This window comes from Arenimonas oryziterrae DSM 21050 = YC6267 (genome assembly GCF_000420545.1).
GTDB classification, from domain to species: domain Bacteria; phylum Pseudomonadota; class Gammaproteobacteria; order Xanthomonadales; family Xanthomonadaceae; genus Arenimonas; species Arenimonas oryziterrae.
Window position 1 is genome coordinate 648676 of sequence record NZ_ATVD01000001.1, and the last position, 23527, is coordinate 672202.

Annotated in this window: 25 protein-coding genes; 19 read left to right on the forward strand and 6 right to left on the reverse strand. The window is 65.5% G+C overall.

The genetic code is table 11. The features are described from left to right. The first annotated feature begins 19 nt into the window (after window positions 1–19). The 4 genes from G467_RS0103305 to hemE all read left to right on the forward strand — a co-directional run bounded on the left by G467_RS0103305 (window position 20) and on the right by hemE (window position 3063). Complete coding sequence (locus tag G467_RS0103305) at window positions 20–559, forward strand: shikimate kinase (RefSeq protein WP_022968307.1); 540 nt, start codon at window positions 20–22, stop codon at window positions 557–559. Next, window positions 559–1626 (forward strand): 3-dehydroquinate synthase, encoded by a 1068-nt coding sequence (aroB, locus tag G467_RS0103310; protein ID WP_022968308.1) that lies wholly within the window; start codon window positions 559–561, stop codon window positions 1624–1626. The genes G467_RS0103305 and aroB overlap by 1 nt, the downstream gene beginning before the upstream one ends. A gap of 81 nt (window positions 1627–1707) precedes the next feature. Further along, a complete protein-coding gene (locus G467_RS0103315) occupies window positions 1708–1962 on the forward strand; it encodes a WGR domain-containing protein (RefSeq protein ID WP_022968309.1) in 255 nt (84 codons plus the stop codon). A gap of 45 nt (window positions 1963–2007) precedes the next feature. Next, on the forward strand, window positions 2008–3063 hold the full coding sequence (hemE, locus tag G467_RS0103320) for a uroporphyrinogen decarboxylase (RefSeq protein WP_022968310.1): 1056 nt from the start codon (window positions 2008–2010) through the stop codon (window positions 3061–3063). A gap of 16 nt (window positions 3064–3079) precedes the next feature. Here the strand turns inward: hemE and G467_RS0103325 are convergent, their stop codons facing one another. Beyond that, entirely contained in the window at window positions 3080–6661 is a 3582-nt protein-coding gene (locus tag G467_RS0103325) for a hybrid sensor histidine kinase/response regulator (RefSeq protein WP_155844816.1), read from the reverse strand. A gap of 218 nt (window positions 6662–6879) precedes the next feature. Here G467_RS0103325 and G467_RS15190 point away from each other — a divergent pair, with 218 nt between their 5' ends. Genes G467_RS15190 through G467_RS15200 form a run of 3 tightly spaced genes read left to right on the forward strand, consistent with a single transcriptional unit; the run spans window position 6880 to window position 8660 of the window. Beyond that, a complete protein-coding gene (locus tag G467_RS15190) occupies window positions 6880–7503 on the forward strand; it encodes a YceI family protein (protein WP_033397296.1) in 624 nt (207 codons plus the stop codon). Beyond that, the gene (locus G467_RS15195; protein ID WP_022968313.1) at window positions 7490–8086 is read left to right on the forward strand and encodes a cytochrome b; all 597 of its coding nucleotides are present in this window, start codon (window positions 7490–7492) and stop codon (window positions 8084–8086) included. Before G467_RS15190 ends, G467_RS15195 begins: the two co-directional genes overlap by 14 nt. Before the next feature lies 1 nt (window position 8087). Next, complete coding sequence (locus tag G467_RS15200) at window positions 8088–8660, forward strand: YceI family protein (RefSeq protein ID WP_022968314.1); 573 nt, start codon at window positions 8088–8090, stop codon at window positions 8658–8660. Here G467_RS15200 and G467_RS0103345 read toward each other — a convergent pair. Beyond that, window positions 8650–8880: a glutaredoxin family protein gene (locus tag G467_RS0103345; RefSeq protein ID WP_026802316.1), complete on the reverse strand. Its 231-nt coding sequence runs from the start codon at window positions 8878–8880 to the stop codon at window positions 8650–8652. The two genes, G467_RS15200 and G467_RS0103345, sit on opposite strands and share 11 nt — an antisense overlap. A gap of 78 nt (window positions 8881–8958) precedes the next feature. Here G467_RS0103345 and G467_RS0103350 point away from each other — a divergent pair, with 78 nt between their 5' ends. From G467_RS0103350 to trhA, 7 genes are all read left to right on the forward strand, one after another. Then, window positions 8959–10341, forward strand: a complete 1383-nt coding sequence (locus G467_RS0103350; RefSeq protein ID WP_022968315.1) for an L-serine ammonia-lyase — start codon at window positions 8959–8961, stop codon at window positions 10339–10341. Window positions 10342–10497: 156 nt separating this feature from the next. Further along, entirely contained in the window at window positions 10498–12681 is a 2184-nt protein-coding gene (locus G467_RS17300) for a bifunctional diguanylate cyclase/phosphodiesterase (RefSeq protein ID WP_155844817.1), read from the forward strand. After that, window positions 12678–13586: a peptidoglycan DD-metalloendopeptidase family protein gene (locus G467_RS0103360; RefSeq protein WP_022968317.1), complete on the forward strand. Its 909-nt coding sequence runs from the start codon at window positions 12678–12680 to the stop codon at window positions 13584–13586. Before G467_RS17300 ends, G467_RS0103360 begins: the two co-directional genes overlap by 4 nt. A 100-nt stretch (window positions 13587–13686) precedes the next feature. Continuing rightward, the gene (locus G467_RS0103365) at window positions 13687–15291 is read left to right on the forward strand and encodes a peptide chain release factor 3 (RefSeq protein WP_022968318.1); all 1605 of its coding nucleotides are present in this window, start codon (window positions 13687–13689) and stop codon (window positions 15289–15291) included. A gap of 67 nt (window positions 15292–15358) precedes the next feature. After that, on the forward strand, window positions 15359–15745 hold the full coding sequence (locus G467_RS0103370) for a hypothetical protein (protein WP_211214041.1): 387 nt from the start codon (window positions 15359–15361) through the stop codon (window positions 15743–15745). 21 nt (window positions 15746–15766) lie between these two features. Next, window positions 15767–16723, forward strand: coding sequence for a CPBP family intramembrane glutamic endopeptidase (locus G467_RS15210; protein WP_022968320.1), 957 nt, complete (start codon window positions 15767–15769; stop codon window positions 16721–16723). A 67-nt stretch (window positions 16724–16790) separates the two neighbouring features. Continuing rightward, window positions 16791–17438 carry a PAQR family membrane homeostasis protein TrhA gene (trhA, locus tag G467_RS0103380; RefSeq protein WP_022968321.1) on the forward strand — a complete coding sequence of 216 codons (648 nt, stop codon included), beginning with the start codon at window positions 16791–16793 and terminating at the stop codon, window positions 17436–17438. A gap of 51 nt (window positions 17439–17489) precedes the next feature. Here the strand turns inward: trhA and G467_RS0103385 are convergent, their stop codons facing one another. Together G467_RS0103385 and G467_RS15215 are read right to left on the reverse strand one after the other, a co-directional pair. After that, window positions 17490–17918: a CBS domain-containing protein gene (locus G467_RS0103385; protein WP_022968322.1), complete on the reverse strand. Its 429-nt coding sequence runs from the start codon at window positions 17916–17918 to the stop codon at window positions 17490–17492. 67 nt (window positions 17919–17985) lie between these two features. Next, entirely contained in the window at window positions 17986–18924 is a 939-nt protein-coding gene (locus G467_RS15215; protein WP_022968323.1) for a glycosyltransferase family 2 protein, read from the reverse strand. A 65-nt stretch (window positions 18925–18989) separates the two neighbouring features. Between G467_RS15215 and G467_RS0103395 the strand changes: the two genes are divergently transcribed. Genes G467_RS0103395 through G467_RS0103410 form a run of 4 tightly spaced genes read left to right on the forward strand, consistent with a single transcriptional unit; the run spans window position 18990 to window position 20919 of the window. Continuing rightward, entirely contained in the window at window positions 18990–19328 is a 339-nt protein-coding gene (locus G467_RS0103395) for an ArsR/SmtB family transcription factor (protein ID WP_022968324.1), read from the forward strand. Beyond that, window positions 19328–19816, forward strand: a complete 489-nt coding sequence (locus G467_RS0103400) for an ArsI/CadI family heavy metal resistance metalloenzyme (protein WP_022968325.1) — start codon at window positions 19328–19330, stop codon at window positions 19814–19816. The genes G467_RS0103395 and G467_RS0103400 overlap by 1 nt, the downstream gene beginning before the upstream one ends. A gap of 36 nt (window positions 19817–19852) precedes the next feature. Beyond that, a complete protein-coding gene (locus tag G467_RS0103405; protein WP_026802318.1) occupies window positions 19853–20245 on the forward strand; it encodes an arsenate reductase ArsC in 393 nt (130 codons plus the stop codon). Then, complete coding sequence (locus G467_RS0103410) at window positions 20242–20919, forward strand: aquaporin (RefSeq protein WP_022968327.1); 678 nt, start codon at window positions 20242–20244, stop codon at window positions 20917–20919. Before G467_RS0103405 ends, G467_RS0103410 begins: the two co-directional genes overlap by 4 nt. Here the strand turns inward: G467_RS0103410 and mtgA are convergent. After that, window positions 20874–21650, reverse strand: coding sequence for a monofunctional biosynthetic peptidoglycan transglycosylase (gene mtgA / locus G467_RS0103415; protein ID WP_022968328.1), 777 nt, complete (start codon window positions 21648–21650; stop codon window positions 20874–20876). The two genes, G467_RS0103410 and mtgA, sit on opposite strands and share 46 nt — an antisense overlap. Then, window positions 21651–22499 carry a YybH family protein gene (locus tag G467_RS17305; RefSeq protein ID WP_022968329.1) on the reverse strand — a complete coding sequence of 283 codons (849 nt, stop codon included), beginning with the start codon at window positions 22497–22499 and terminating at the stop codon, window positions 21651–21653. 83 nt (window positions 22500–22582) lie between these two features. Between G467_RS17305 and hslO the strand changes: the two genes are divergently transcribed. Then, window positions 22583–23473, forward strand: a complete 891-nt coding sequence (gene hslO / locus G467_RS0103425) for an Hsp33 family molecular chaperone HslO (RefSeq protein WP_026802319.1) — start codon at window positions 22583–22585, stop codon at window positions 23471–23473. The last annotated feature ends 54 nt before the right edge of the window (window positions 23474–23527 follow it).

Below are 23527 nucleotides of genomic sequence, written 5' to 3' on the forward strand. Positions count from 1 at the left end.
AATGCTAGCATCCGGCCTCATGAACCCCGCACCCAACCTCGTGCTCGTCGGGCCGATGGGCGCCGGCAAGACCTCGATCGGAAAGCGCCTCGCCCAGCGCCTGGGCCTGGCCTTCGTCGACGCCGACCAGCGTCTGGAAGAGGTCACCGGTGCCGCGGTTCCGCTGATTTTCGAACATGAAGGCGAAGCCGGCTTCCGGGCCCGCGAAGCGCAATTGATCGCCGAACTCATGCTCGGCTCCGCGCAGTTGCTCGCGACCGGCGGCGGCGCCGTGCTCTCAGCCGACAATCGCCGCCATCTTCGCGAGCGAGGCTTCGTGGTCTACCTCACCGTCGGCATCGAACAGCAACTCGAACGCCTCGCGCGCGACCGCAGCCGTCCCCTGCTGGCCGACGGCGACCGGCGCAGCAAGCTCGAGGCGCTCGCGGAAGTGCGCGCGCCGCTCTATCGGGACATCGCCGACCTGGTCTTCGACTCGGATGGTTTGGCGGTAGCGACGGCGGTCGATCGCCTCGTTCTGCAATTGCAGTCGCAGTGGCAACGGGCGGAGGCGGCGTAGTGCGCGAAGTGAAGGTAGAACTCGGCGAACGCGCCTATCCGATCCGTATCGGCGCTGGCCTGCTGCAAGACGGTGCGGCGCTGTCGGCGCTGGTGACCGGGCAACATGTACTGATCGTCACCGACGGCAATGTCGCGCCGCACTATCTGGCGCAGGTGCAACAGGCCTTGGCGGGCAAGACCACGAACGCCGTGATCCTGCCGCCCGGCGAACAGGAAAAAACCCTCGCACGTTTCGGCGACATCCTGGCCGCGCTCGCCGCGCTTGGTGCGAGCCGCGATGCCACGGTCGTCGCCCTCGGCGGCGGCGTGGTCGGCGATCTGGCCGGTTTCGCGGCGGCGTGCTGGATGCGCGGGGTGCGCTTCGTGCAATTGCCGACCACCTTGCTGGCCATGGTCGATTCCTCGGTCGGCGGCAAGACGGCGGTCGATCTGCCCAGCGGCAAGAACCTGGTCGGCGCGTTTCATCAGCCCGCCGCCGTGATCGCGGACACGCGCACGCTCGACACCCTGCCGCTGCGCGAATTGCGCGCGGGGCTGGCGGAAGTCGTCAAGTACGGTGCGATCGCCGATGCCGAGTTTTTCGCGTGGCTCGAAGGCCATGCCGAAGCCTTGATCGCACGCGATCCGGAGGCCCTGGCCGAGGCGATCGCGGTGAGTTGCCGGCAGAAGGCCGGCGTGGTCGCCCGCGACGAAACCGAGCAGGGCGAGCGCATGCTGCTCAATTTCGGTCATACCTTCGGTCATGCGATCGAAACCGAACAGGGCTACGGCGGCCTGTTGCATGGCGAGGCGATCGCGGTCGGCATGGTGCTGGCGGCGAAACTCTCGACGCAATTGGGTCGCGCCCCGGCGGCGGATGCCGACCGCCTGGCCGCATTGCTTGTACGCCTGGGCTTGCCGATCGCGCTTCCGCCAGGCCTCGGCGCGCCGGCGCTGCTGCAGCGAATGCGCCTGGACAAGAAAGCCGTTTCCGGCGCGCTGCGACTGATCCTGTGGCGCGGCCTGGGCCAGGCCGATGTCGTGCGCGACGTGCCCGACACCGAGATCCTGTCCCTCCTGAGGTAGGAACCAGCTCGCTGGCGACCGCTCCCCCAAAACGAGAAAGCTTCCGGCAAGCGCAGCCTCACCGGCTACAATGGCGCCCTCATGCGCCTCCTGCTCCAGCAAAAACCCAGTGCCGGCGAAGCGCCGAAGTATGTCCAGCTGATCCTTCAGCAGGATCTGCTCGGCGGTTGGTCGCTGCTGCGTGAGACCGGACATATCGGCGGCAAGGCCCAACTCAAGCGCGAGCAGTTCCTCGACCAGGACACCGCGCTCGCTGCCTTCGAGAAAGCCCGCGACGCCCAGGTGCGACGCGGATTCCTGGTGATGTTCGCGCAGGGCGTCGACGCGCCGCGCTGATCGACTGCTCCCATTCACGTCAAACACTTCGCCTTGAGGATTCCCGTGACCGCAACCAACGACCGCTTCCTGCGCGCGCTCCGCCGCGAACCCGTGGACGCCACGCCGGTGTGGTTGATGCGCCAGGCCGGCCGCTATCTGCCCGAGTACCGCGCGACGCGCGCGAAAGCCGGCAGCTTCATGGGTCTGGCGACGAATCCGGAGCTCGCCTGTGAGGTCACCTTGCAGCCGCTGGAGCGTTTCGATCTCGACGCCGCGATCCTGTTCTCCGACATCCTCACCATTCCCGATGCCATGGGCCTGGGCCTGACCTTTGCCGAAGGCGAAGGTCCGCGCTTCGCGCGACCGGTACGCACGGCGGCCGATATCGCCCGGCTCGCTGTACCCGACATGGGCGCCGAACTGCGCTATGTCACCGATGCCGTCTCGTTGATCCGCCGCGAGTTGGGCGGGCGCGTGCCGCTGATCGGTTTTTCCGGCAGCCCGTGGACTCTGGCCTGCTACATGGTCGAGGGCGGCGGCAGCGACAATTTCTCCAAGGTCAAATCGCTCGCCTTCAGCGAACCGGCCTTGATGCACCAGTTGCTCGAGGTCGTCACCGATTCGGTGATCGCCTATCTGTCAGCCCAACGCGCCGCCGGCGCGCAGGCGCTGATGGTGTTCGACACCTGGGGCGGCGTGCTAGCGCCGCATCACTACCGCGAGTTCTCGCTGCGTTATCTCACGCGCATCGCGCAGGAATTCGCGCGCGGCGACGGCGCCGAGCGCACGCCGCTGATCCTGTTCGGCAAGGGCAATGCGCCGTATCTCGAGGAGCTCGCCGCGAGCGGTGCCGAGGGTGTCGGCGTGGACTGGCTGGTGTCGCTCGACGAGGCCCGCCGACGCATCGGCGGCAAGGTCGCGCTCCAGGGCAACCTCGATCCGGTGACATTGTACGCCTCGCCCGATGCGATTCGCGCCGAGGTCAAGCGCACGCTGGAGAGCTATGGTCCGCATCCGGGCCACGTTTTCAACCTCGGTCACGGCCTGTCGCCGGACATGAATCCCGAACACGTGAAAGTTCTCGTCAACGCCGTGCACGATTTCAGTCGCGCGCGCTGAGCGGTTCGACGCTGCACTAGACCATCGCTTCCTTGATTGCACCGGTGAGGATGTCGCCGGTGACCGGCTTGCGCACGAAACCGAGCATGCCCGCCGCACGTGCCAGCGGTTCGGCGTGGGCGTCGGCCCGCGCAGTCAGCGCGACCAGGGGCAGCGCATGGCCCTGCGCTTGCATCAGGCGCGCGAGTTCGAAGCCGTCCAGGCCGGGCAGATCCAGATCGACGAAGGCGAGGTCGTAGCGCGATTCCTGTACCTGGGCCAGCGCCGACAAGGCTTGCGGCGCATGCGTGACCTCGTGCCCGAGCGACGTGAGCAGGCCGACGATGACTTCGGCAACGGTGGTGTCGTCTTCGACCACGAGCAATCGAAGCGGCGACAACGGCGCCTGTGCCGTCGGCAGGTCGCGGCCGGCCAATTCGCTTGCAGGTGCCGCGGCCAAGGGAAGAACTACCCGGAAGGTCGCGCCCAGACCGGGAAGACTCTGCGCTTCGATGCGCCCGCCCATCGCGGCAGCGAGTTCCTGGCTGATTGCCAGACCCAGCCCGCTACCGCCGTAGCGCCGCGCGGTGCTCGCCCCTTCGGCCTGTTCGAATCGGCGAAACAAACGCGCCTGCTGCTCGGCGCTCATGCCCGGTCCGGTATCGCTGACCTCCAGCACCAGGCCTTCGCTGGCGCTGGGCGCGCTGCGCACCGCGACCTCGCCATGATCGGTGAACTTGATCGCATTGGTGCCCAGGTTAAGCAGGATCTGACGTACGCGTCCGGCATCGCCGCGCACGACCCGCGGCGTTCCCGGTCCGCGCTGCAGCGCGAACGTGAGGCGCTTGACCTCGGCCAAGGGACGCAACAGCGCCGCGACTTCATCGAGCAGCACGTGCAGATCGAAGGGTTCGTCCTGCAGGGTGAGCTTGCCCGATTCGATGCGCGCCAGATCCAGCGCATCGTTGACCAGCCGCAGCAGATGCTGGCCAGCGCGCTGGATCGCGAGCACGCGATGGCGTTGCGCACCGTCGAGTTCGCCACCGAGCAGAAGCTCCGACATGCCCAGCACGCCGGTCATGGGCGTCCGTATCTCGTGTCCGAGTGTTGCCAGAAACCGACTTTTGGCTTCGGAACCCTGTTCGGCGAATTGTCGCCGTTGCTCGTGCAGGGACGCCTCGTGGCGTTCGCGCAAGCGCGACTGGTACGCCCGCGCGGTCAGCCCGAGCCCCATGACGACGATCATCAGCGCTGCCGCGATGGCCGGGGTCGTGCGCCACCACGGGGGATTGACCACGAGACGGAAGCCGCGCGGCGACGACCACAATCCTTCGGCATTCGCGGCCACGACCTCCAACCGGTAATCGCCCGGATCCAGACGCGAGAACACACGCTCGCCGCGCTCATCGACATTGACCCAGTCGCGATCGTAGCCGTGCAGCCAAAACCGGTAGCGATGCGCCTTCGGGTCGACGAACGACAGCAGTCGCGCGTTGACGCGAAGGTCGCGGTCTTCCGGACCGAGGGTCACCAGGCCTTGGTTGGCCGGAAGATTCAACACCGTGTCTTGGCGACGCAAACTGATCGCATCGATGGACAGTTTGGGGGCGATGCCAGCGCCGCGGATGCGGGCGGGATCGAAAATCACCAGGCCTTCGGCACTGGACGCCAACCCGAGTCCTCCGGGCGTCATCAACGGGGCGATCGGTTCGAACTCCTGACTGGGCAGGCCGTCGCGTACGCCGAATTGCCGAAGTCGTCCAGCCACCGGGTCGTAGCGCAGTAGCCCGCGCAACGTCGTCAGCCAAAGCGCGCCATTGCGATCGACCGCGATGCCGCCGGAGGCGACGGCGGGCAGGCCTTGTTCCGAGGTCAGCTGTCGGAATCGCTGTAGCTTCTCGCCGTCCCAACGGTAGCCTTCGAGCGCTGCCATACGATGCAGCCAGACGGTGTCGGGCGGCACGAAGGCCATGCCAAAAATAGTTTCCGTCGGCGCCCCATCGACGTTGACCAATCGGGACCGCATCGTGTCCCAGCGCTGCAATCCTCCGGGTCCGGCAACCCAAAGCGCACGATCAGGACCGATAGCCAGTTGTTTCACCTCGGGCGCGAGCAGTCCTTGTCCATCGTTGGGCTGGAGAGTGTGGACAACGTGGCCCGCGTCATCGCGAGCTTGCAATCCGCTGCCGTAGGACGCCATCCACAAGAGCCCGTCGTCGGTTTCCAAAAAACGGTTGATAAGACCGGACATCGCCGGATCTTTTTCTTGCTCGATACTCCAACTCTGCACACTACGGTCCCGAGCGTCATATCGCATCAGACCTTTGTAGCCAATCCAAAGTCTCCCGTCTTTTGTCTCGTAAACAGACCTCAGATTGAACAGCCTCAGTTTGTCGGTCGCACCTGGACCGCGATCGACGATGCCTTCAGAAACAGAAATACTCTCTACGACACCACTTATTCCAACCAGCCAAACTTTCTCACTTGAGCTGGAAGCCATACCCCTTACAAGACGATTCTTTAAAGAGCGTCGATCCGGACCGCGACTTACCACGGAGAAATTTCGCCAGCCAGCAGGCAGCTGAAAAATTCCGTCATTTGCCGACGCAAACCAGATCCCTCCTTCAATGTCAGCGAGGGATTGATAAAACATGGGTCCTCGTACAGGAGTCCCCGGAAAGCTTTCAACAATTCCTCTTTGCTCCCGCACCATACCTCGCTGCGTGGCCATCCATAGTCCACCCTCATCGTCCCTCGATGCCGACAACACGCCACCCACAGGCAACTGGCTTTGCCATTCGGGCACTTCGACTTGACCGTCCTTCTTCCGATGATTCAGACCTTGAGGTGTACCAATCCACAAGCTTCCGTCACGATCCGGCGAGAGGCTGAGGATGGTCGATCCACTGAGCAGCTCATCTGGAATCTTCTGCCAGCCGCTCGGTGTCCATTGAACGACGCCCTTGGTGGTCCCGACCCACAACTTTCCGGCTTGGTCGACGGCAAGGGCATAGACATTCTCGTCGGGCAAACTATGCACATTCCCTGCTTCCGGCAGAAACCGCGTCAGCTGCTCTCCGGATTCGCCGCCGTGGCGCAGTCGATACAGCCCGCCGGCATAGGTCCCGAACCAGATCGCGTGGTCGGGGGTCTGCGTGATGGCGAAGATGTCGTTGCTGCGGATTAGCGGTCGATTGCCGCGATTGAAATGCTGGAAGCCGCGACGATCCACGTCCAATACGCTGACACCTTCGCCTTCGACGCTGACCCAGATGCGATTGCGGTCATCGACCAACACCGTTTGCACGAAATTCCCGGGCAGCGTCGTCGGGTCGCCGGGCACGTGGCGAAAAATGCGATAGCCGACGCCGTCGTAGCGAGCGAGGCCGTCGCGCGTGGCGATCCATAGATAGCCGTCGCGATCGAGCGCGAGTGCATTGATACCGATCGAGGGCAGTCCGTCGGCGACGCCGATTTGTCGGAATACCGGGGCCGGATCGATCGCGGCCGAGCAGGCTGCGGACAAGAACAGGCACAACCACGCGACAAAGCAACGCATGCATTCCCCCGAATCTCCAAACACGCCCCGGAAACCGGAGAACGCGCGGACAAGTGCCACCAACGGACCCGACGCGCTCCGCGCCAGGTCCACGAATGCCGTGAGCCGAAAGGCCCGACCGCCGCTCCCCGCAAGCGAAAACGCACGCGGACAGGAGTCCCCGACGCATCCTCGCAACGATGCGTTGCCTTCACAAGGCACGAAGAAGGACCGTCGCACACTACAATCGCCCCGTTACTTCAGACTGGAGCTGGCTCATGGGCCGACGGCTGCCGCAGATGCTTTCCTGGACAGGTTTGCTAACCAGTTTTGCCTTGGCCTGGTCGACGGGCGTGCTCGCGGCGAAGACGCCGGAGAACTACGCCCTCGACCCGGTGCACACACGCGTCGCTTTCCAGGTCAGTCATGCCGGCTTTTCCAATCCGGTCGGCAGTTTTTCCGGCAGCCATGGCCACCTCGCGTTTGATGCCGAAGACTGGTCGACCGCCACCGTCGACGTGACCGTCCCCGTAACCAGCCTGAACCTGGGCGATGCCGACTGGCAGAAAAGGATTCTCGATCGCACCTTCTTTGACGCGAAGAAATTTCCCGAAGCGCATTTCGTCTCCACGCGCGTGGAAAAAACCGGCGACCACACCGGCCAGGTGCACGGCGAGCTGACGCTGCACGGCATCACGCGTCCGGTCACTCTGGCCGTCACGCTCAACGCACTCAAACGCCACCCGCTGACCTTGCGCCGGACCGTCGGGTTCTCCGCGACGGCCACGATCCACCGCAAGGATTTCGGCATGGATGCCTGGCCTAATGTGGTCGGCGACGAGATCCGTCTTATCATCGAAGCCGAAGCGATCCGATCTGACCGCCGCGCCGACGACCAGGAGCCAGCTCATGCCGATCCGTAACAAACCCGACCAGTGGGGCGTGGTCAGCATCGGTCTGCATTGGCTGACGTTCCTGATGATTCTCGGCCTGGCCACCGTGGGCCTGCTGATGACCGATCTGCCGACCGGCAGTTTCAAGGTCCAGGTTTATGCGCTGCACAAGAGTTTTGGGCTGACGGTGCTGGCGCTCACCCTGCTGCGTCTGGTCTGGCGCCTGCTGGCGTCGGCGCCGGAAGCAGTCGCCGGCACGCCGCGCTGGCAGGACCGTATCGCTAAGCTCACGCATGGCGCGATGTATGTGCTGTTGCTGCTGATTCCGCTGTCGGGCTGGCTGTTCAATTCCGCAGCAGGTTTCCCGCTGCGCTGGTTCAATCTCTTCAAGGTGCCCAAGCTCGGCGCCGGCTACGATCCGGACATCAAGGCGTTCGCGCACGAAGCGCACGAACTGCTTTTCTATGCGCTCGCCCTGCTGCTCGTGGCCCATGCGGCGGCGGCCTTGTTCCATCACTACCGCCTGCATGACCGCACACTGATGCGCATGTTGCCCTTCCTGAAACCGGCCGCCGTCGCGCCGGTCGCGCCACCGCCTTCCGAGGAGTCCTGAGATGCGTCTCGTCGTCCTGCTGTGTTTGTTGGTTTCTTCGTTCTGCGCGTCCGCGGCCGACTGGACGATGCAGGCCGGCTCGTCCCTGGGCTTCACCGCCACCTACCAGGGCGAGGCTTTCGAGGGCCGCTTCGGCAAGTTCACGCCAGCGATCCGTTTCGATCCGGCCAAACTCGCCGGCAGCCGGTTCGACGTGCGCATCGCGCTGGCGACGGCCGACACGCGCAACAGCGAACGCGACGAAATGTTGCGCGGCTCGGAATTTTTCGACGCCGCCAAACTGCCGGAAGCGCGCTTCGTGGCGACGCGATTCCGCGCCTTGGGCGGCAACAAATTCGCCGCCGACGGTGCGCTGAGCCTGCATGGCGTCACGCGTCCGGTGACCCTGGCGTTCACCTGGGTCGCCGGCGCCAAACCGGTGCTCGATGGTCAGGCGACACTCAAGCGCCTGGACTTCAAGATCGGCCTCGGCGATTGGGAAGACACCGACCTGTTGCCCAACGAGGTCAAGGTGAAGACGCATCTGGTGCTGGCACCGGCCGTCGCGACCGCGACGACGCCCGTCAAGAAGTAGCCAGAAACTGCCGGACCGCATCGGCCGCAAACGGCCAGTCGAGCTCGGCTGCCGTGTCCTCGCGACGAAGGACCGGGATGCGCATGCCATAAAGCGCCTCGAGCGCGGCGTCGCCGTCGATCCACACCGGATCGAAATCCGGCACGCCCGCTGCGACCAGGACCTCGTAGGCCAGATCGCACAGATGGCAATGGTCGCGCTGGAACAGGGTGAGTCGCATCGGGCTCAATTCGGCGGCGTACTGCGGCCGGCCTGGCGCGCAGGCATAGAATAGCCGTCTCCCACGGAAGACCTCCACATGGCCGTCAGCGTTTTCGACTTGTTCAAGATCGGCATCGGGCCGTCGTCGTCACACACCGTCGGTCCGATGCGCGCGGCCGCGCGCTTCGCCGGGAAGTGGCTGGAGGAAAACGGTGTGCTCGAACAATGCACGCGCGTGCGTGCGGAAATGTTCGGCTCGCTCGCCCTCACCGGCCGTGGACACGGCACGGACAAAGCCGTGCTCATGGGCCTGGAAGGACAGATGCCCAACCGCATCGATCCCGACATCATTCCCGCAGCGCTTGAACGCATTCGCGGCGACAAGATCCTGCGGCTGCTCGGCAAGCACGAGATCCGCTTCGACGAGAAGCAGGATCTGATCATGAACAAGCGGCAGAAACTGCCCTTCCACACCAATGGCATGCGCTTCACTGCCTTCGATGCGCAAGGCCGGGAACTGGCTACGCGCGACTACTATTCGGTCGGCGGTGGCTTCGTGGTGAACCAGGACGAAGCGGCGGAAGACCGCATCGTCGCTGACACCACCGAACTGCCGCATCCCTTCCATTCCGGCGACCAGCTGCTCAAGCAGGCCGCAGACCATGGCCTGAGCATCGCGGCGCTGATGTTCGCCAACGAACATGCCTGGCGCAGCGGTACCGAGATCCGCGCCGGCCTGCGCGAAATCTGGCAAGCGATGCAGGACTGCGTCGCCCGCGGCATCCGCGCCAGCGGCACCCTGCCCGGCGGCTTGCATGTCGCACGGCGCGCCCCGAGCATGCATGCCGAGCTGTCTTCGAAACCGGAAGCAGCCATGCGCGATCCGCTGACCGTGCTTGATTGGGTCAATCTCTACGCCCTGGCGGTGAACGAGGAAAATGCCGCCGGTGGCCGCGTGGTCACCGCGCCGACCAATGGCGCCGCCGGCATCATTCCGTCCGTGCTGCACTACTACGACCGCTTCATCCCGGGCGCGAACGAACAGGGCATCTTCGACTTCCTGCTCACCGCCGGCGCGGTCGGCATCCTGTACAAGGAAAACGCGTCGATCTCCGGCGCCGAAGTCGGTTGCCAGGGCGAGGTGGGCGTCGCCTGCTCGATGGCTGCCGCCGGCCTGACCGCCGCGCTCGGCGGCAGCGCCGGACAGATCGAGAATGCGGCCGAGATCGGTATGGAGCACAACCTCGGCCTGACCTGCGATCCGATCGGCGGCCTGGTGCAGATTCCCTGCATCGAGCGCAATGCGATGGGTGCGGTGAAGGCGATCAATGCCTCGCGCATGGCGCTGCGTGGCGACGGCAAGCACAAGGTGTCGCTGGACAAGGTCATCAAGACCATGCGCGACACCGGCCGCGACATGCAGGACAAGTACAAGGAAACCTCGCGCGGCGGCCTGGCGGTCAACGTCATCGAGTGCTGAGCGCGCACGGACCTGCGCTGCGGAACGAGACCGGAGCATCCGCTCACCCTGTGCCGGTAGCCCCGAACCACAGCGTCGTGCGGAAACGCGGCCCCCGTCGCAATTCCATTCGTGTCCAGGCGTACACTGCCTGAGGGGACACGGGGGCGCGAAGTGTTGCGATTCATCCTTCTGACAGCGCTCTACCTGCTGGGTGCCTGGTACGCGGAGGCCTTCATTCGCGCGCCCGGGCAGGTCGCCCTGTTCTGGCCGGCCTCGGGCCTGGCCTATGCCGCGGTCATCCGCTATGGCCCGCGCTGGGCCCTGTTCATTCCCGCGCCGGTGCTGCTGATGCACTGGATGACCAGCCCGGTGCCGGTCTCGTTCCTGCCCTATTCCGTGCTCAGCAATCTGCTCGGCGTGCTCGCCGGTATCGGGGTCGTGCGCCTGACCACGACGCGCACACGCATCAGCGTCGCCAGCGGCTTCGGATTGCTGCGCGGAGCGATGGTCATGGTTGCCGTGTCCGGACTCATCGGCACGACCGGCCTGGTCACGTCGGGAATGATCACCTCCGACGCCTTTTGGCCGGCGCTGGCGAAATGGTCCATGGGCGACCTGCTCGGCATCGCCTGCGTTGCGCCGAGCTTTCTGATCCTCACGGCGCCGCCATCGACCAATCCCGATTTGCCGCCCTGGCAGGACTATTCGGGCGGACGGGAGAAATCGCTTTGGGCCGCAGGCATGCTGCTGTCGTTCGCGGTCGTCTATCTGGGTGGCAACCGCAACAACTTGTATGCGCTGGGCATGGTCGCCCTGCCACTGAGTCTGCTGCTGTGGAGCGCGATTCGCTTCCAGCCGGTATGGACCGTGCTCGGCACGAGCGCGGTGACCGTCTTCCTGACCTCGCTGACGGGCCTGGGACTGGCGGGCTTCACGCCACCGGAGAAGCCGCTCGACTCGGCCTTGCTGCTCGGCTTCATGTGCCTGTTTTCGTTGATTCCTTTGGTGCTGGTCGCGTCGATCTTCGAGCAGCGCCTGGCCACGCGCAAAGTGCTGCGCCGGGCGATGACCGATGCGCCGACCGGATTGCCCAACCGCGCCGCGTTCGAGGAAGCCACGCAACAGGCGCTTGAACGCAAGGGCGGCGTCTGCGCCCTGGCCTATCTGGATCTCGACCATTTCACGCTGATCAACGATACCGCCAGTCATGCGGCCGGCGACGCGCTGATCCATGGCATCGGCTCGCTGCTCAAGGCGCGCGTGCGCAACAGCGACCGCGTGTTCCGAATCGGCGGCGACGAATTCGCGCTGCTGCTCGATGGCGAAGGCGCCGGTTTCCAGGAACGCATGCAGGACCTGTTGCGCGCACTGGAGAACTACCGCGTCGGTTGGCGCGACCACGTGCTCAATATCACCGGCAGCATCGGCCTGGTGATCTTCGAGCCGGGGCAACTGGAATTCGCGCGCCTGCTGTCGCTGGCCGACGCCGCCTGCTTCACGGCCAAGGAACTGGGCGGCAACCGGGTCTGCCTCGCCAGCCGGGAACCGGGCGAAATGCAGGAACGCACCGAAGCCATGCGCTGGGCCGTGCGCATCCGCGAGGCCCTGGACCGCGGCCTGTTCGAACTCGACTGCCAGGCGATCACCTCGCTGCACGACCAGCCCACCGAAGGCCGGCACTTCGAGGTGTTGTTGCGCATGCGCGATCCGATGACCGGACAGCGTCTGGAACCGGGCCATTTCATTCCCGCTGCCGAACGTTTCCAGCTCGGCGTGGCCTTGGACCGGCATGTGGTTGAACTGACGCTGCGCTGGCTGGAAGCGCGACCGGACGCGGCCGCACAGGTGCATTCCTGCGCCATCAATCTCACGGCCGCGTCGCTGGTCGACGAGGGATTCCGGCAGTTCCTGTTCGATCGGGTGCGTAACAGCAAGATTCCCGCCAACAAACTGTGTTTCGAGATCACCGAGACCAGCGCCGTGCGCGACCTGGCACGGGCCCAGGGCCTGATCACGCAGATGCGCACGCTCGGCTGCGCCTTCTCGCTGGACGATTTCGGCACCGGATTCTGTTCATTTAACTACCTGCGCTCGCTCGACGTGGACTATTTCAAGATCGACGGCAGCTTCGTCCGCGACCTCGACAGCTCCTCGCTGTCGACCGCGGTGATACGCGCCATTACCGACATCGCCCACGTCCTGGACAAGCAGACGATCGCCGAACATACGGAAAACGAGGCGGTCTGTTCAGTTTTGCGAGAGCTCGGCGTGGACTTCGCGCAGGGCTACGGCATTCACAAACCCCAGCCAATTGAACAATACTTCGCACTGGCATCCTCCCGGCCGGCGTTTAGATGATCCTGCGACTCCTGATTTACCCCCTGCTCGCGCTCGCCATTGCCGCCGTTGCCCTTGCCGACGACACCGTCTATCGCTGGGTCGACGGCAAAGGCACGCTCCACTATGGCGACAATGCCCATGGCGCAGCGCGCGCGGCACCGGCACGGGCGCTGCCGGCGGATTCGAGCGGCATCGCCGACCTGCAGATGGTGCGCAACGGCGAAGCAACCGATGTCTATGTCGCCAATCGCCTCGGCGGACCGATCGAACTCGACTTGTCCTTCACCGCCGCGCACAACGTGCAGTCCCTGCCCTCGCTGCCGCTGCGGCAGGTGATCGCCGCGAACAAGCGCGTGCTGATCAGCCGCATCGAAGCGAGTGCGCCCGGGCTGCCCTCGAGCTATGCCGTCGGCCTGCTGGCGATGCCGGGCGACCCGCGCGCGATGCCGGACGACCGCACGTATTCGCTGCCGATCGACGAGAACAGCGACTGGGAGCTCGGGCAGCTTTTCCATGGCGGCTTCTCCCACACCGACGAACAGAACCTGTATGCCGTCGACCTGATCGTGCCGGTCGGTACGCCAGTGCTCGCCGCGCGCGACGGCGTAGTCATGCAGGTGATGTCGGGTTTCAACAGCGCCGGTCTCAATCAGGCGCAGTACGCCGAGCGCGCAAACATCATCCGTATCCTGCATGACGATGGCAGCATGGCGGTGTACGCGCATCTGCAGGAAAACGGCGCCCTGGTGAAGGTGGGTCAGCGCGTGACCGTCGGCGAGCAGATCGCCTTCAGCGGCAACACCGGCTATTCCAGTGGCCCGCACCTGCATTTCTGCCTGCAGGTCAATCGCGGCATGCGCTTGGTTTCGGTGCCTTTCCGCATGGTCGGACCCGAGGGCTTCCTGCCCCTGCCGGGAAGCTAGGGCGCTCGGACCCGCGTTCCGGCCGGAGGCTCGGCAGCCGGCTGGTATACTCGCCGCCCTTCTTCCGACCCCCGCCGCGGCCCGCCGTGGCGATCGCCCCATGTCCGAACACCTGCGTGAAACCCACCGCCGCCGCACCTTCGCCATCGTCTCGCACCCCGACGCCGGCAAGACCACGCTGACCGAGAAACTGCTGCTGTTCGGCGGCGCGATCCAGATGGCGGGCTCGGTCAAATCACGCAAGGCGGCACGCCACGCGACCTCCGACTGGATGGCGCTGGAAAAGGAACGCGGCATCTCGGTCACCTCGTCGGTGATGCAGTTCCCGTACGAGGATCGCATCGTCAACCTGCTCGACACGCCCGGCCATGCCGACTTCTCGGAAGACACCTATCGCGTGCTGACGGCGGTGGATTCGGCACTCATGGTCATCGACTGCGCAAAGGGCGTCGAGGAACGCACGATCAAGCTCATGGAAGTCTGCCGCCTGCGCGACACGCCGATCATGACCTTCATCAACAAGCTTGACCGCGAAGGCCGGTCGCCGATCGACCTGCTCGACGAAGTCGAATCCGTCCTGGGTATCCAGTGCGCGCCGGTCATCTGGCCGATCGGCATGGGCTCGCGTCTGAAGGGCGTCGTGCACCTGCTCTCGGGCGAAGTGCACCTGTTCGAAAGCGGCCGCAATTTCACCCGCCAGGATTCGACGATTTTCGCCTCGCTGGACGATCCGCAGCTGGAGGCGCGCATCGGCGCCGAGATGCTGCGCGAACTGCGCGACGAACTCGAACTCGTCGAAGGCGCGTCGCATCCCTTCGACAAGGCCAAATACCTCGCCGGCCAGCAGACGCCGGTGTTCTTCGGCTCGGCGGTCAACAACTTCGGCGTGCAGCTGCTGCTCGACTTCTTCGTCGAACACGCGCCGGCGCCGAAGCCGCGTGCGACGACCTCGCGGGAAATCGCGCCGGAGGAAGAAGCGTTCTCCGGTTTCGTCTTCAAGATCCAGGCCAATATGGATCCGCAGCATCGCGACCGCGTCGCGTTTCTGCGCGTGTGTTCCGGCCGTTTCGACGCGGGCATGAAGGCGTTCCACGTGCGCAGCGGCAAGGACCAGAAACTCGCGAACGCGCTGACCTTCATGGCCAGCGATCGCGAGATCGTCGAGACCGCCTATCCGGGCGACGTGATCGGCCTGCACAATCACGGCACCATCTCGATCGGCGACACGTTCACCAGCGGCGAGAAGCTTAGCTTCACCGGCATCCCGAACTTCGCGCCGGAGCTGTTCCGCCGCGCGCGCCTGCGCGACCCGCTCAAGCTCAAGCAGTTGCAGAAGGGCCTCGCGCAGCTGTCCGAAGAAGGCGCGACCCAGTTCTTCCGCCCGATGATGTCCAACGACCTGATTCTCGGCGCGGTCGGCACGCTGCAGTTCGACGTGGTCGCCTATCGCTTGAAGGACGAGTACAGCGTCGATGCGATCTTCGAGCCGGTCACGGTGTCGACCGCGCGCTGGGTGCGCGGCGGCACGGCGAAGAAGATGGAGGAGTTCCGCGAGAAGGCTGCCATGAACCTCGCCATCGACGCCGCCGGCGAGCTGGTCTACCTCGCCCCCACCCGCGTGAACCTGCAACTCACGCAGGAACGCTGGCCGGACCTGACCTTCGCGGCCACGCGCGAACATGCGCACGCGCTCGCCGTCGACTGAGCGCTCGCGTTGCAGCCCGCGACCTGATTAACTGCTGCCGGCCGCGCCGTGGCCGGCGACCCGGGTAATGGCTCCGATGGCGAAGAAAAAACCTTTCCTGCAGTTCGAGCGTCGACACGAAGCCCTGCTGGCCTGGCCGGCGTTTTTCCGGCGGCTCATGCTCAGCGCCGCGATCGGATTCGGCCTCATCCTCGTCTCGCTTGCGGTCGGCATGCTCGGCTACCACGGCACCGAAGGCCTGGATTGGCTCGACAGTTTCCTCAATGCCTCGATGATCCTGTCCGGCATGGGCCCGCTGTGGGATCCCCGCACCGACGGCGGCAAGATCTTCGCAGGTATCTACGCGCTGTATTCGGGACTGATGGTGCTGGCGATCGCCGGCGTCACCTTCGCGCCGATGATCCATCGCGTGCTGCACGCCTTCCACGCCGAAAGCGACAACGACCCTTCCTGACCCGGACCCGACGACGACGCCATGACCACTCAGACCGCGAAATCCGCCGCGCCGCTTTGGCTGCGCATCCTGCGCCATCCGATCGTGCGCATCGTGCTGTTCACCGTCATGTTGGTGCTGTTTAGCAAACTCATGAGCGCGCTGATTCCGCCCAAGGGGCTCACGCCGACGCAAAGCCTGCAGGTTTCCGGCGCCGACTTGTGGCTGGGCGCCCTGCGGTCGCTGGTGCCGGTATCGCTGGCGTACTGGCTGCTGGTGCGCGGCATCGAAGGCCGGAAAGTCGCCGAACTGGCACCGCGCAAACTGCTTCCGCAGGCGGGCATCGGCTGGTTGGTCGGCATGGGCATCATGCTTGCAACGGCAGCCCTGATGGCGGCGTTCGGCGCGTACCGGATCCATGGCGTGAACGACGCGGTGAATCTGCTCACGCCGCTGCTGGTGCTAGGCCTGCTGCCCGGCATCACCGAAGAAATCCTGTTCCGTGGCGTGCTGTTCCGCGTGGTCGAGGACGGCCTCGGCACCTGGATCGCGATCGCATTTTCCGGCCTGTTGTTCGGCGCCGCGCACCTGGCCAATCCCAACGCGACCTGGTGGAGTTCGCTGGCAATCGCCATCGAAGCCGGACTTCTGCTCGGCATGGCTTATGCGTGGACGCGCTCGCTGTGGTTCTGCATGGGCCTGCATGCGGCCTGGAACTTCACCCAGGGGCCCTTGCTCGGTATTCCGGTCTCGGGCATCGAGCTCAAGGGCTGGTTGAACGCGAGCACGCAGGGTCCGCTGCTCATCAGCGGCGGCGAATTCGGCGCCGAGGCCTCGTTGCTGACGGTCGTGCTGTGCGTATCGCTCGCGGTGTTCTTCACGCGCCAGGCCATGGCCCAGGGCAATATCCGGCCCCCGTTCTGGCGGCGACCGGCGCCGGTCGCGACACCCGATGCCGCCGACGTCGTCGCGCCAACCTCCATCACGAGCGCGGATTAGGTTGCCGGCTCGGCCCCGAGCCCTCAGGCTGAGGCCGACCCGGACGCTGCGTCCGGCAGGACCCGAGATGATCGACGACGACATCCACGACTGGCGCGAGGAAATCTGGAACGCGCTCACGCACGGTTTCGGATTCCTGCTCAGCCTCGTCGCGAGCGCCGTGCTGATCACGCTCGCCGCGCTGCGCGGCGATGGCTGGCAGCTGGCCGGTGCGATCGTGTTCGGCATTTCCCTGGTGCTGCTGTATTGCTCGTCGACGCTGTATCACGCCATCCCGCACCCGGTCGCCAAGGCGCGGCTGAAGGTGTTCGACCATTGCGCGATTTTCGTGCTGATCGCCGGCACCTACACGCCGTTCACCCTCATCGGTCTGCGCGGACACGGCGGCGAATGGCTGCTGGCCGCGGTATGGACGCTGGCGGTGCTGGGCGTGGTGTTCAAGCTGTTCTACACCGGGCGCTTCAAGGGCGTGTCCACGCTGATCTACATCGGCATGGGCTGGATGGTGGTGACGGCGATCAAGCCGTTTCTGCAGATGGTGCCGCTGTCGACGCTGCTGTGGCTGTTCGCCGGCGGCCTGGCCTACACCCTGGGCACGCTGTTCTACATGAGCAAGCGCGTGTACATGCACGCCGTCTGGCATGGCTTCGTCTTGATGGGCAGCATCTGTCATTTCGTCGCGGTGTCGATGCAGGTGCTGACGATTCCCGTCTAGCCCTGTTCTTTCGCCCGGCACTTCGGCGCGCGGGCGATTTGTCGCCGAACCTCAGCTCGTGATGTATTGCTGCAACTGGCTGATTTCGAGCTGCTGGTCTTCGATGACCGTGCGGACCAGATCGCCGATCGAGATCATGCCAACGATCTGCTCGCCGTCCTTCACCGGCAGATGTCGGATCTTGCGGTCGGTCATGATGCCCATGCAGGCCGGCACGCTGTCGTCGGGAGACACGCAGACAACCGGGCTGGACATGATCGCGCTGACCGGCGTGTCGGCCGAAGAACGGCCCTGCAGGATGACCTTGCGCGCGTAGTCGCGTTCGGTGGCGATGCCGATGACTTCCGGACCGCGCACCACCAGAACCGAGCCGATGTGGTGTTCGGCCATGAGGCGGATCACTTCGAGTACCGGCGCTTCCTGCGGCACCGAAACCACGCGGCTGCCCTTGGTTTCGAGGATGTGGCTGACCTTGCGCATGCCCCCTCCGATCACTGGATGTGCGTCCCAATCATAGTCCTTCCCGATGAGGGAATGAACATGGATTTCAGTCCCGCGGCCAGCGCTCGCGAACGAGGTAGAGCGGGCGCTGTTTGGCTTCCAGATACAGACGGCCGAGGTATTCGCCGATGATTCCCAGGGCGACCAGTTGCACGCCGCCGAGGAAGAGCATCACCGCCATCGTCGTCGGCCAGCCTTGCACCGGATCGCCCCATAGCAGGGTCTTGGCGATCACCCAGCCACCGTAGGCGAATGCGCTCAGTGCGGTCGCCAGCCCCAGGTACGTCGCCGCGCGCAGTGGCACGGTGGAGAATCCGGTGATGCCTTCCAGCGCGAGATTCCACAGGCGCCAGTAGTTGTACTTGCTGCCGCCGGCGATGCGCGGACCGCGCTCGTAGAGAATCGCCGCCTGCGGGTAGCCGACCCAGGCGAACAGCCCCTTCATGAAACGCTGGCGTTCGCGCAACTGCCGCAGTCCGTCGAGCGCGCGGCGCGACAGCAGGCGGAAGTCGCCGGTGTCGGTCGGGATCGGCGTGTCGGACAGACGGTTGATGACCCGATAGAACGCATTCGCCGTCGCCCGCTTGAGCCAGCTCTCGCCGGCGCGGGCGCTGCGAGTGCCATAGACGACATCGAAACCTTCGCGCCATTTCTCCACGAAGGCCGGAATCAGTTCCGGCGGATCCTGGCCATCGGCATCGAGCACGAGCGCGGCATCGGTCTCGACCAGATCCAGACCCGCGGTCAACGCCAGTTCCTTGCCGAAATTGCGCGACAGGCGCAGCAGGCTCACGCGCGGATCCGATTCGGCGAGGCGCTGCAGCGCGTCCCAGGTGCCGTCGCGGCTGCCGTCGTCGACGTACAGGATGCGCGCGTCGACGGGCGTGCCGGCCAGCGCCTGGACCAGGCGCGGATGCAGCAGCGGCAGGGCTTCGGACTCGTTGTAGGCCGCGATGACGACGGTCAGGCTGGGCGGGATAGGCATGCCGGGATAGTAGCGGCTCCGTTCCCCGGCTTGACACGATTCCATATTTCCGGAAATATGGAACTATGGAAACCGACCTCGCTCTCGAAGCTCTGCGCGCCCTCGGCCACGAGTCCCGGCTCGCGGCATTCCGGCAGCTCGTCCAGGCCGGTGCCGACGGCCTCTCCGTTGGCGAGTTGCGCGAACGCCTGCAACTGCCGCCCGCCACGCTGAGCGCACATCTGAACGTGTTGCGCGCCGCTGGCTTAGTCGGCGACGTGCGCGAGGGACGCGTGATCCGCGTGCGCGCCGACTACACGCGCATGAACGATCTGCTTGCCTATCTCACCGAGAACTGCTGTCAGGGCGCCGCCTGCGGCCCCGACCTGTCCTGCCCGCCACGAAAAACGCCCGGAGTGCGCTGATGAAACGTTTTCATGTCCATCTCAATGTCGCCGACCTGCCGACCAGCGTGCGCTTCTATTCCGCGTTGTTCGCCAGTTCGCCCGATGTACTCAAGCCCGACTACGCCAAATGGATGCTCGACGAGCCGCGAGTGAATTTCGCGATTTCCAACACCGGCCGGGCGCCGGGCATCGATCATCTCGGCATCCAGGCCGAATCGAGCGAAGAACTGGCCGAACTCGGTGTCCGGCTGGATGCCGCAGGCGGAAGCGTGGTACCGGAGGAAGCCGCTGTGTGTTGCTACGCGCGCTCGGACAAGGCCTGGACCGAAGACCCGCAGGGCACGCGCTGGGAGACCTTCCACACGCAGGGCGAAGCAACCACCTACTACGCCGGCGAAAAGGCCTGTGCCACCGACGGCGCCACCTGCACACCCGAGCCTCAAGCGATGAAGCCGCGCCTCGTCGCCGGTGCGTCCTGCTGCGCGCCGCAGTCGGGCTGCTGCTGAGCGCCTGGAATCCATCCGTACCAAAAGGGAATGATCGTGAGCGAGAAGAAACGCGTGCTGTTCGTCTGCGTGGAAAACGCCAACCGCAGCCAGATGGCGGAGGCGTTCGCGCATCTGCACGGCGGCGACGCGGTGGAAGCGCTTAGCGCCGGCTCGCGGCCCTCGGGCGTGATCAATCCGAAGGCGATCCGGTTCATGGCCGAAGTCGGCTATGACCTCGCGGCGCATGCGTCGAAATCCCTGGACGAGATCGACGGCGAATTCGATGCGGTCATCACGATGGGCTGTGGCGACAGCTGCCCCTGGGTGCCGGCGCGCCGCCGCGAGGACTGGGCCCTGCCCGACCCCAAGCACATGGACGACGCCGACTACCGACGCGTGCGCGACGAGATTTCCACGCGCGTGAAAACACTGCTGGCATCCCTATGATTTCGCTATCGCGCCGCCTGCTCGCCGAATTCCTTGGCACCGCCCTGTTGCTGTCCACCGTGGTCGGCTCGGGAATCATGGGCGTGGCGCTGTCGGATGGAAACGACGGCCTCGCCCTGCTCGCCAACGCCGCAGCGACGGCGGGCATGCTGTACGTGCTGATCGTGCTGCTCGGCCCGGTGTCCGGTGCGCACTTCAATCCGCTGGTGAGCTTGACGCTGCGTCTGCGCGGCGAGCTGTCATCGCGCGACCTGCTCGCTTATGTCGTCGTACAGATCGTCGCGGCCGGCGTCGGCGTCGTGCTCGCGCATGCGATGTTCGATCTGCCCTGGCTGCAACCGGGCACGCACGCGCGTCATGGCGGCGGACAATGGCTGAGTGAAGCAGTCGCCAGTTTCGGTTTGCTGTTGACGATCCTGCTCGGCGGCGAGCATCGCCCGAAAGCCATTCCGGCCCTGGTCGCGAGCTATATCTTCGCCGCGTACTGGTTCACGGCCAGCACCTCGTTCGCGAATCCGGCGGTGACGTTGGCTCGCGCGCTCACACAAACGTTCGCGGGCATCCGACCGCAGGACGTGACCGGCTTCGTCATGGCCCAGTTGCTCGGCACGGCCTTGGCCTGGATCGCCTACCGCTTGCTTTCTTCTTCCGCGACGACCGGCGCCGTCAAATAGGACGCCCCGCCCAGGTGGCGCACCTGGCGCTCGATCCAGCGCGCGCGCCGTTGCACATAGGTTCCCGGCTTGCGCACGCTGTATTTTTTCGGGTTAGGTAGCACCGCCGCCAACCGCGCGCTTTCCGACGGCGACAGGCGCGCGGCGGACTTGCCGAAAAAGGTTTTCGCCGCCGCTTCCGCACCGTACACGCCATCGCCGAATTCGGCGATGTTGGCGTAGACCTCGAGAATGCGCTGCTTGGGCCAGAACAATTCGATGAGCACGGTGTACCAGGCTTCCAAGCCCTTGCGCAGGTAGCTGCGCCCGCTCCACAGGAACAGGTTTTTCGCGACCTGCTGGCTGATCGTGCTCGCGCCGCGCACTTTCCGGCTGCGCTGGTTGTACGCGAGCGCCTTGTCGATCGCTTCGAAATCGAAGCCGCTGTGCTCGGGGAATTTCTGGTCTTCGGCGGCGACGAGCGCGATCGGCAGGTTGCTGGACAAATTTTCCCAGGCGCGCCATTCGTAGTGCGGCCGGTACGACCAGTCGCCCGCTGCGATGCCGTCGATCTGGCGACCGAGCATGAACGCGCTCGTGACCGGCGGCACCCAGCGCAGGATCAGCACCTGTCCGACGGTGATGACGACGAACCAGAACGGCAGCCAGAAAAATATCCGGCGCAGCCAGCGGCCCTTGCGACGGGAGGGGGCGGCGCCGCGCGCGGACGCCGTGACAGAAGCTGCGGACATTTATTCTTTCGGTGGCGGCGGGGGCGCGGCCCGACTGACGTCCACCGCAAGCCGCCATCCTAAACCAGGTGCATCGCCGGCCGTAGGCCGACGCCAGACCCGCAGCCAACTCGGATTGCCGGCGCCGCCGCCCCAGGTAACGGCCATATCGCCAGCCGGCGCGATGTATTGCCCGGCGTCGAGCCGGCCGCCGACCGTGAAATCGAACGCCGCGCCTTCCGAGCGTCCATCCGGCAGATGGCCGTCGCGCAGGCGCAGGAAATCGCCCGACACCATGCTCGCGGTCAACAGACCCGCCGGAGCGAGATCGGCCTTGCGCAACTCCGCCGCGCCCACCGGCCACAGCGGCGGCGCGCCTGCGCTCAAGCCGCCGCGGCGCTGCACGGTTTCGGCGAAGGGTGTCTGGACGTGGCGCACGCCGTGATCGGCAAGCACCTTCCACTTGCCGTCGGCTTGTTTGACCCAGACGGTGAAGTAATGACCGAACGCCACCGGCTTGTCCTCGCCTTCGGGGGTGTAGCGCCAGGGGCCGCCGGTATAGCCCATGTCGCCGCCTGCGCTGATCTCGGCGAATTCGGGCGTCCATTCGAGCTTGCCCTTGTCCTCGGGCTTGGCCAGCCAGGCCGCCTTGCCGGCGACCGGCCCGGGCTCGAAAACCACCGCGTCGTCGGCCAGCGAGGCGAGAAACGCCTCGCGTGTGCTGCGCGCGCTGGCGTCGGCGGCGAAGGCTTTTTCGGCGGCGACCAGATCGTCGAAGTCGCCGGCGATGGCGGGCACGGCCAGAAACTGCGATGCCCATAGGAGCATCGCGAAGATCGCTGCCTTGCGGATCGGGGCGGGCGTTACCATATCCATCTCCTCCAAGCCGGGCTTCCAGCATAGCCTCCCGGCTGCCCCGCATCCCCTTCGAGCCCCGCATGTCCGAAAGCCCGATCTCCGACCGCGACACGCTGACCCGTTTTCTGCTCGAACGCTCTGGCGTTCGCGGCGTCCTGGTGCATCTGGATGACGCCTGGCAGGCGGTCCGCGCCCGCACGTCCTATCCCGAGTCCGTGGCCGAGCGCCTGGGCGAGACCTGCGCCGCCGCCGCCCTGTTCACCGGCCATGTGAAGGTCGACGGCCGGCTCAGCGTGCAGATGCGTGGTACCGGCGCGCTGCGCACGCTGTTCGCCGAATGCACGTCTGAAGGCACCGTGCGCGGCATCGCCCACTATGCGGAACCGCTGCCGGTCCCCCTGACGCCACGTGCTTTCGGCGCCGGATCGGTGCTGGCGATCACGATCGAAAACCAGCCGGCGGGCGGCCAGGAAATGCAGCGCTACCAGGGCCTGGTCGATCTGGACGCCGACTACCTGTCGGAAGCCTTCGAGGGGTATTTCAGCCATTCCGAGCAATTGCCGACCCGCGTGCTGCTGGCGGCGAACGGCGATCGCGCCTCGGCGTTGATGCTGCAGCGGCTGCCGGAAGGCCCGGCCAGCGACCGGGAAAGCTGGGTGCGCTGCGGCGCCCTGTTCGACACGCTTAGCCCGGGCGAACTGCTGACGGTCTCGGTCGAAAGCCTGCTCTGGCGCTTGTTCCACGAGGAAGGAGTGCGGGTGCTCGGCCAGCGCCCCCTGAGCTTTGCCTGCTCCTGCTCGCAGGCACGGGTTGAGGACATGCTGCGCAGCCTGGGCGTCGAGGAGGCCCTGGCGGCCGCCGAGGCCGGCCAGGCCGAGATCCACTGCGACTTCTGCGGCCAGGGCTACGCCTTCAGCCCCGAGCAGATCCTGACCCTGTTCCAGGCCCCCCGCCCCAGTGCGCCGGGCTCGGAACGCCTGCAATAGGCCTTGGCGGGGCCGGGCGGGAGTGGTTAAATTCCCGTAAAGCGTTATAGTGAC

Coding starts and splice junctions, on each gene's coding strand:
- trhA (WP_022968321.1), top strand. CDS start 16,791: ATGATCGACGACGACATCCACGACTGGCGCGAGGAAATCTGGAACGCG.
- G467_RS0103400 (WP_022968325.1), top strand. CDS start 19,328: ATGAAACGTTTTCATGTCCATCTCAATGTCGCCGACCTGCCGACCAGC.
- G467_RS15215 (WP_022968323.1), bottom strand. CDS start 18,924: ATGCCTATCCCGCCCAGCCTGACCGTCGTCATCGCGGCCTACAACGAG.
- G467_RS0103345 (WP_026802316.1), bottom strand. CDS start 8,880: ATGCGACTCACCCTGTTCCAGCGCGACCATTGCCATCTGTGCGATCTG.
- G467_RS0103410 (WP_022968327.1), top strand. CDS start 20,242: ATGATTTCGCTATCGCGCCGCCTGCTCGCCGAATTCCTTGGCACCGCC.
- G467_RS15195 (WP_022968313.1), top strand. CDS start 7,490: ATGCCGATCCGTAACAAACCCGACCAGTGGGGCGTGGTCAGCATCGGT.
- G467_RS0103315 (WP_022968309.1), top strand. CDS start 1,708: ATGCGCCTCCTGCTCCAGCAAAAACCCAGTGCCGGCGAAGCGCCGAAG.
- G467_RS0103370 (WP_211214041.1), top strand. CDS start 15,359: ATGGCTCCGATGGCGAAGAAAAAACCTTTCCTGCAGTTCGAGCGTCGA.
- G467_RS15190 (WP_033397296.1), top strand. CDS start 6,880: ATGCTTTCCTGGACAGGTTTGCTAACCAGTTTTGCCTTGGCCTGGTCG.
- G467_RS0103360 (WP_022968317.1), top strand. CDS start 12,678: ATGATCCTGCGACTCCTGATTTACCCCCTGCTCGCGCTCGCCATTGCC.
- G467_RS17305 (WP_022968329.1), bottom strand. CDS start 22,499: ATGGTAACGCCCGCCCCGATCCGCAAGGCAGCGATCTTCGCGATGCTC.
- G467_RS0103365 (WP_022968318.1), top strand. CDS start 13,687: ATGTCCGAACACCTGCGTGAAACCCACCGCCGCCGCACCTTCGCCATC.
- G467_RS0103395 (WP_022968324.1), top strand. CDS start 18,990: ATGGAAACCGACCTCGCTCTCGAAGCTCTGCGCGCCCTCGGCCACGAG.
- G467_RS0103385 (WP_022968322.1), bottom strand. CDS start 17,918: ATGCGCAAGGTCAGCCACATCCTCGAAACCAAGGGCAGCCGCGTGGTT.
- G467_RS0103350 (WP_022968315.1), top strand. CDS start 8,959: ATGGCCGTCAGCGTTTTCGACTTGTTCAAGATCGGCATCGGGCCGTCG.
- G467_RS0103305 (WP_022968307.1), top strand. CDS start 20: ATGAACCCCGCACCCAACCTCGTGCTCGTCGGGCCGATGGGCGCCGGC.
- mtgA (WP_022968328.1), bottom strand. CDS start 21,650: ATGTCCGCAGCTTCTGTCACGGCGTCCGCGCGCGGCGCCGCCCCCTCC.
- G467_RS15210 (WP_022968320.1), top strand. CDS start 15,767: ATGACCACTCAGACCGCGAAATCCGCCGCGCCGCTTTGGCTGCGCATC.
- G467_RS15200 (WP_022968314.1), top strand. CDS start 8,088: ATGCGTCTCGTCGTCCTGCTGTGTTTGTTGGTTTCTTCGTTCTGCGCG.